The following is a 6,659-nucleotide window of genomic DNA, read 5'->3' as shown; positions in this document are numbered from 1 at the left end:
ACGGGACGATGTTTGCGCAGGCGGGGTTGTTCGCGGTGGAGACGGCGTTGTTCCGGTTGGTGGAGTCGTGGGGGGTGCGGGCTGATGTGGTGGCGGGTCATTCGATCGGTGAGATCGTGGCTGCGCATGTGGCAGGGGTGTTGTCGTTGGGGGATGCGGCGGAGTTGGTGGTGGCGCGTGGTCGGTTGATGCAGGCGTTGCCGGTGGGTGGGTTGATGGTGGCGGTTGAGGCGGCGGAGGGTGAGGTGCTGCCGTTGTTGACGGATGAGGTGGGGCTCGCGGCGGTGAACGGTCCGTCGTCGGTGGTGGTGTCGGGTGCGGAGGAGGGGGTGCTGCGGGTCGCGGATCATTTCGCGGGGCTGGGGCGCAGGACGAAGCGGCTCACCGTGTCGCACGCGTTCCACTCCCCGCTGATGGACCCCATGCTCGCGGAATTCGGTGCGGTCGCAGGGAAGTTGACCTACCAAGCACCGAGGCTTCCCCTCGTCTCGAACGTGACCGGCCGGCTCGCCGGCCCCGGCGACCTGACCACCCCCGAGTACTGGGTCCGCCACGTCCGCGAGGCCGTCCGCTTCCACGACGGAGTCCGGGCCCTGTACGCCGAAGGCGCCCGCGTCCTCATCGAGATCGGTCCGGACGCCGCCCTCACACCCATGGCCACCGACTGCCTCATGGACGCCCCCGACGTGGTGTGCACGCCCACCCTGCGACGCACACGCGACGAGGAACGCACCCTGCTCACTGCTGTGGGCCACGCCCACGCGCGAGGCACCGCGGTCGACTGGAACGCCTTCTTCGCGGACCGGGGTGCCCGCCCCGTGCCCCTGCCCACCTACGCCTTCCAGCACCGCACCTACTGGGTCGAACGCGTCGACGCACCCCAGGCCACCGACTCCGCCGCGGACCCGACCGGAGCGGCCTTCTGGGCAGCGGTGGAGCAGCAGGACGTCACCGCGCTCGCCGACCGGCTGGCCGTACCCGAGACCGCCCTGGGCGCGGTACTGCCGGCCATGGCACGCTGGCGCCACCTCCACCAGGAACGCGCCGCCCTCGACAACCTGCGCTACCGCGTCGTCTGGCAACCGGCCGCCACCACGTCCACCGCCGCCGCTCTCGGCGCCCCCTGGCTCGTCGCCGTCGCGGAAGGTGCGACCGGCGACGCACGGATCGATGCGATCCTCACCGGTCTCACCGCCCGCGGAGCCGCCCCCCAGGTCGTCGAGGTCGGACCGGCACAGGACCGCGCCGAACTCGCCATGCGCCTCGCCGGTCACCCGGCCGGCGGCGTCCTCTCCCTGCTCGCCCTCGACGACCGCCCCGACCCCGTCCACCCGCACCTGTCCCGGGGCCTGACCACTACGGTCACTCTCGCCCAGGCCCTGGCCGACAGCGGTCTCGCCACGCGCCTCTGGTGCGCCACCCAGGGTGCCGTGGCCACCACCGCCTCGGCCGAGCTGACCGCCCCGGCCCAGAGCGCGCTCTGGGGCCTCGGTGGCGGACTCGCCCTCGACCACCCCGACACCTGGGGTGGCACCGTCGACCTCCCCGCGGACCTCGACCCCACCGCGGTGCAGCGGCTCTGCGAAGTCCTGACCGGTGCATCGGGGGAGGACGCGGTCGCCGTACGGGCCGGCGCCGTCCTCGCGCGACGCCTGGTCCGCGCACCGCTCGGGGACCGCACCCCGCGCCACCCCCGCACCCCCCGCGGCACCGCCCTCATCACCGGCGGTACCGGCGGCCTCGGCGCCCACGTGGCCCGCATGCTCGCGGCTGACGGCATCGAACACCTCCTGCTCCTCAGCCGTCACGGCGACACAGCCCAAGGCGCCCGCGATCTGGCGGCCGAACTGGAGAAGACGGGCACCCGCGTGACCCTCGCCGCCTGCGACGTCACCGACCGCGCCGCGCTGGCCGCGATACTCGACGCCGTACCCGCGGAGCTGCCCCTGACCACCGTCGTGCACGCCGCCGGGGCCGGCCAGCGCATGGCACCGCTCCCCGACCTCACCGTGGAGGAATTCGCCGCCGTCGGCCACGCCAAGGTCACCGGCGCCCTGCACCTCGACGCCCTGCTCGATGACCACCCCCTCGACGCCTTCGTTCTCTTCTCCTCCGGCGCCGCCGTATGGGGCAGCGCCGGACAGACCGCCTACGCTGCCGCCAACGCCCACCTCGACGCCCTCGCCCACCGGCGCCGCGCCCGCGGACTCACCGCCACCTCCGTGGCCTGGAGCTCCTGGCAGGGCGGCATGGTCGACGCCGAACTCAGCGCCGTGATGGAACGCATCGGCGCCCCCGCGATGCGCCCCGGCCTCGCCATCGGCGCCCTGCGCCAGACGCTCGAACACGACGAGAGTCACCTCGTCGTCGCCGAGTTCGACTGGTCCCGCTTCGCCCCCACCTACACCCTCGCCCGTCCCCGCCCGCTCCTCGACGCCCTGCCCGAGGTGCAGGAGGTCCTGTCCGCCGGCACCGGCGCCACGGCTCCCGACGCCTCGGAGCTGATGGAACGGCTCGCCGGCCTCTCCGACGCCGAGCGAGGCCGTGCCCTGCTCGACCTCGTACGCACCCGCGTCGCCGCCCTCCTCGGCTACGAGTCACCGTCCGAGCTCGACCCCCAACGCGCCTTCGAAGACCTCGGCTTCGACTCCGTGGCGGCCGTCGAGCTCCGTCAGGCACTGACCGCCGCCACCGGCACCGCCCTGCCGGCGACGCTGGTCTTCGACTACGCGACGCCCACCGCACTCGCCGACCACCTCCACACCCGGCTCTTCCCGGACAGCGACGCCACCGGTGTGCCCCTGCTCGCGGAGGTCGACCGGTTCGAGGAACTCGTCGGCGCGCTGGACATCGAGGAGATCCGCAGCAGCCGCATCACCTCCCGGCTCCAGACGCTCCTCGACAAGCTGACCGCCCAGCAGAGCGGCGAGTCGGCGGTCGGCGTCGGGGACTCCCTCGACGCGGCCTCCGCCGACGACGTCCTCGCTTTTATCGACCAAGAACTCGGCCTCGCCTGACACGGGCACGCTGCCGGCATCTGACCCAAAGGACTCGGTGAGACCGATATGGCCAACGACGAGAAGATCCTCGACTACCTCAAGAAAGTCACCGCCGACCTCCAGCGGACACGGCGGCGCCTCCACGACGCCGAGGCTCAAGCGCAGGAGCCCATCGCCATCGTGGCCATGGGCTGCCGCTTCCCCGGCGGCGTGACCACTCCCGAGGAGCTCTGGCAGCTCGTCGCAGAGGGCCGTGACGCCGTGTCCGGCATGCCGGCCGACCGTGGCTGGGACCTCGACCAGCTCATGGGTCAGGACGCCTCACAACCCGGCACCAGCTACGTCCACCAGGGCGGATTTCTCCAGGGCGCAGGCGACTTCGACGCCGGGTTCTTCGGCCTCAGTCCCATGGAGGCGGAAGCCACCGACCCGCAGCAGCGCCTCAGCCTGGAAGTCGCCTGGGAGGCATTCGAGCGGGCCGGCATCGACCCGGAGACCCTGCGCGGAGGCCGTGTCGGCGTCTACATGGGCTCCGGCATCCAGGACTACGGCGACTTCCCCGAAGGCGTACCCGAAGCCGTCGAGGCGTACATGGCGACCGCCCGCGCCGCCTCGGTCATCTCCGGCCGCATCTCCTACACCCTCGGCCTCGAAGGGCCGTCGTTCACCGTCGACACGGCCTGCTCGTCGTCCCTGGTCGCCCTGCATCTCGCCGCCCAGGCCCTGCGCCAGGACGAATGCACCCTCGCACTGGCCGGCGGCGTGATGGTCATGTCGACCCCCGCACCCTTCGTCGCCTTCAGCAAGCAGCGCGGCCTCGCTCCCGACGGCCGGTGCAAGGCGTTCTCCGACGCCGCCGACGGCACCGGCTGGTCCGAGGGCGTCGGCATCGTCCTGCTGGAACGCCTCTCGGACGCCCGGCGCAACGGCCACCCCGTGCTGGCCGTCGTACGGGGCTCCGCCATCAACTCCGACGGCGCGAGCAACGGCCTCACCGCACCCAGCGGCCCCTCCCAGCAGCGCGTCATCCGCCAGGCACTCGCGAACGCCCGGGTGCCCGGTGCCCACGTCGACGCCGTCGAGGCACACGGCACCGGCACCACACTCGGCGACCCCATCGAGGCCCAGGCACTCCTCGCCACCTACGGCCAGGAGCGCAGCGCCGACCACCCGCTGCGTCTCGGCTCGCTCAAGGCGAACATCGGACACGCCCAGGCGGCCGCGGGCGTCGGCGGCGTCATCAAGATGGTCATGGCGCTGCGCAACGGCACCCTGCCCAAGACCCTGCACGTGGAGCAGCCCTCCAGCCACGTCGACTGGTCCGCCGGTCACGTCAGCCTGCTCACCGAGCCGGAGCCCTGGACCCGGAACGGCCACCCACGCACCGCGGGCATCTCCGCCTTCGGCCTCAGCGGCACCAACGCCCACGTGATCCTCCAGGAGGCCCCCGAACCGGAGACCACCGCGGACGCCGACGATGAACCCGGGGCGACGCGAGGAACCGGCGCAGGTGCCGAAGCCTCCGGTACGGGAGAGGCCGACGGACACGACGCTGCGGCCGGAACAGAGAGGCCTGCCGCTACGGAGATCCCCGGGCTCGTGTCACCGGTCATCCCGTTCGTGGTCTCCGGACGCAGCTCTGCCGGGCTGCGCGCCCAGGCGGAGCGGCTCGCCTCCTTCGTCCGGGACGAGACCGACACCCCGGTGCGTCCGCAGGACATCGCCCGTGCGCTGATCGCCACCCGTACCGCGTTCGAGCACCGCGCAGTCGTCCTCGGCGGCTTCGGCGGCAACGTCACGGCCTTGGACGCCGACAAGTCCGCAGGCGGTGGCACCCGGGGGAGCGGCGAAGGCCCGGCCGGTGAGCGTGACGCGCTGCTGACCGGCCTCGACGCGCTCGCGGACGGCACCAAGGCGGCGCACGTCGTCCGCGGCACCACCACGGGCGAGGCACAGGTCGCCTTCGTCTTCCCCGGCCAGGGCTCGCAGTGGCCCGGCATGGCCGTGGAACTCCTCGACAGCTCGACGGTGTTCGCCCACCGGATGCGTGAGTGTGCCGAAGCGCTCGCCCCGTACACGGACTGGGACCTTCTCGATGTCGTCCACCGGCGTCCGGGCGCGCCCACTTTCGACGAGGTCGATGTCGTCCAGCCGGTGCTGTGGGCCGTCATGGTCTCGCTCGCGGAGCTGTGGCGGGCGTGCGGCGTCGAACCTGCCGCCGTAGTCGGGCATTCCCAGGGAGAGATCGCGGCGGCCTGCGTCGCCGGTGCCCTCTCGCTGGAGGACGGGGCACGCGTCGTCGCCCTCCGCAGCCGGATCATCCGCCAGGACCTGGCCGGGCGCGGCGGCATGATGTCGGTCGGTCTGCCCTCCGCACAGGCCCAGGCGCTGCTCGGGCGCTGGGAGGACAGGCTCCAGCTCGCCGTGGTCAACAGCCCCAGCTCCACCGTGGTGTGCGGCGAGACCGACGCCCTCGACGAGCTGTACGCCGAACTGGAGAAGCAGGGCGTGCAGACCCGCCGCATCCCGGTGGACTACGCCTCGCACTCCGCCTTCGTGGAGGAGATCCGCGACCGTCTGCTGGAGGAGCTGGCCGCCGTCACCCCCCGCCCGGCCTCGACCACGTTCTACTCCACCGTGACCGGCGGTCCGCTCGACACCACCGGTCTCGACGCCGACTACTGGTACCAGAATCTCCGCCGCACCGTGCGCTTCGAGGACACGACCCGCGCGATGCTCGACGACGGATTCAACCTCTTCGTGGAGGCCAGCCCGCACCCCGGACTCTTCGTCGGACTCGGCGAGACGGTGGCCGCGGCCGGAGTCACCGCCACCCCGGTGGGCTCGCTGCGCCGCCACAACGGCGGTATGGACCGGTTCGCCCAGTCGCTGGCCGAGGCATACGTGCACGGAGCACCGGTCGACTGGAGTCCCTTCTTCGACCAGGCCGCCCCCGCCCCGGTCGATCTGCCGACCTATGCCTTCCAGCGCGAGCGGTACTGGGTCACGGCCCCCGTGGGCACCGGAGACGTCCTGACCGCAGGCCTCGAACCGGCCACGCACCCGCTGTTCGGGGCCCTGGTGCCCGCACCGGACACGGACGCGCTGAGCCTCACCGGCCGACTCGCTCTCGGTACGCATCCCTGGCTCGGTGACCACCGCGTCGGCGAGTCCGTCTTCTTCCCGGGCACCGGGCATGTGGAACTCGCCATCTACGCGGGCGATCAGGTCGGCTGCCCGGTGATCGACGAACTGACGCTTGAGGCACCGCTGGTCGTCCCCGAGTCGGGAGGCGTCGCCATCCGCGTCACGGTCGGCAGCGCCGAGCCGGACGGCCGGCGCCAGGTCGCCGTGCACGGCCGCCCCGAGGACGGCGGCCAGCCGTGGACGCGGCACGCGACCGGCATCCTCGCCCCCGGTACGGCGGCCGGTCCCGAGCCGGAGCGTGCCTTCGACGTCTCCCAGTGGCCCCCGGCCGGTGCCGAGCCCGTGGACCTGGCGGGCTTCTACGACGGTATGGCTGAGGAAGGTCTGCGGTATGGCCCCGCCTTCCGCGGTCTGACTGCCGCCTGGCGTTCGGGCGATGACGTCTACGCCGATGTTGCGCTCCCCGCAGGAGCGGACCCGGCCGACTTCCGGCTCCACCCCGCGTTGCTTGAC

2 protein-coding genes are annotated in these 6,659 nt (G+C 72.6%); both read left to right on the top strand.

The features are described from left to right. Nucleotides 1-3,017: SDR family NAD(P)-dependent oxidoreductase (locus tag IEZ15_RS44350; RefSeq protein ID WP_194535974.1), on the top strand; the 3,017-nt coding region annotated here is incomplete at its 5' end. 48 nt (nt 3,018-3,065) lie between these two features. Next, the coding region (locus tag IEZ15_RS27900) for a type I polyketide synthase (protein WP_189279927.1) at nt 3,066-6,659 on the top strand (3,594 nt) is incomplete at its 3' end.

Origin of the sequence: Streptomyces atratus, from assembly GCF_014648655.1 — a bacterium.
In the GTDB taxonomy this organism is placed as follows: domain Bacteria; phylum Actinomycetota; class Actinomycetes; order Streptomycetales; family Streptomycetaceae; genus Streptomyces; species Streptomyces atratus.
This window is presented reverse-complemented; position numbering and strand designations above follow the sequence as displayed.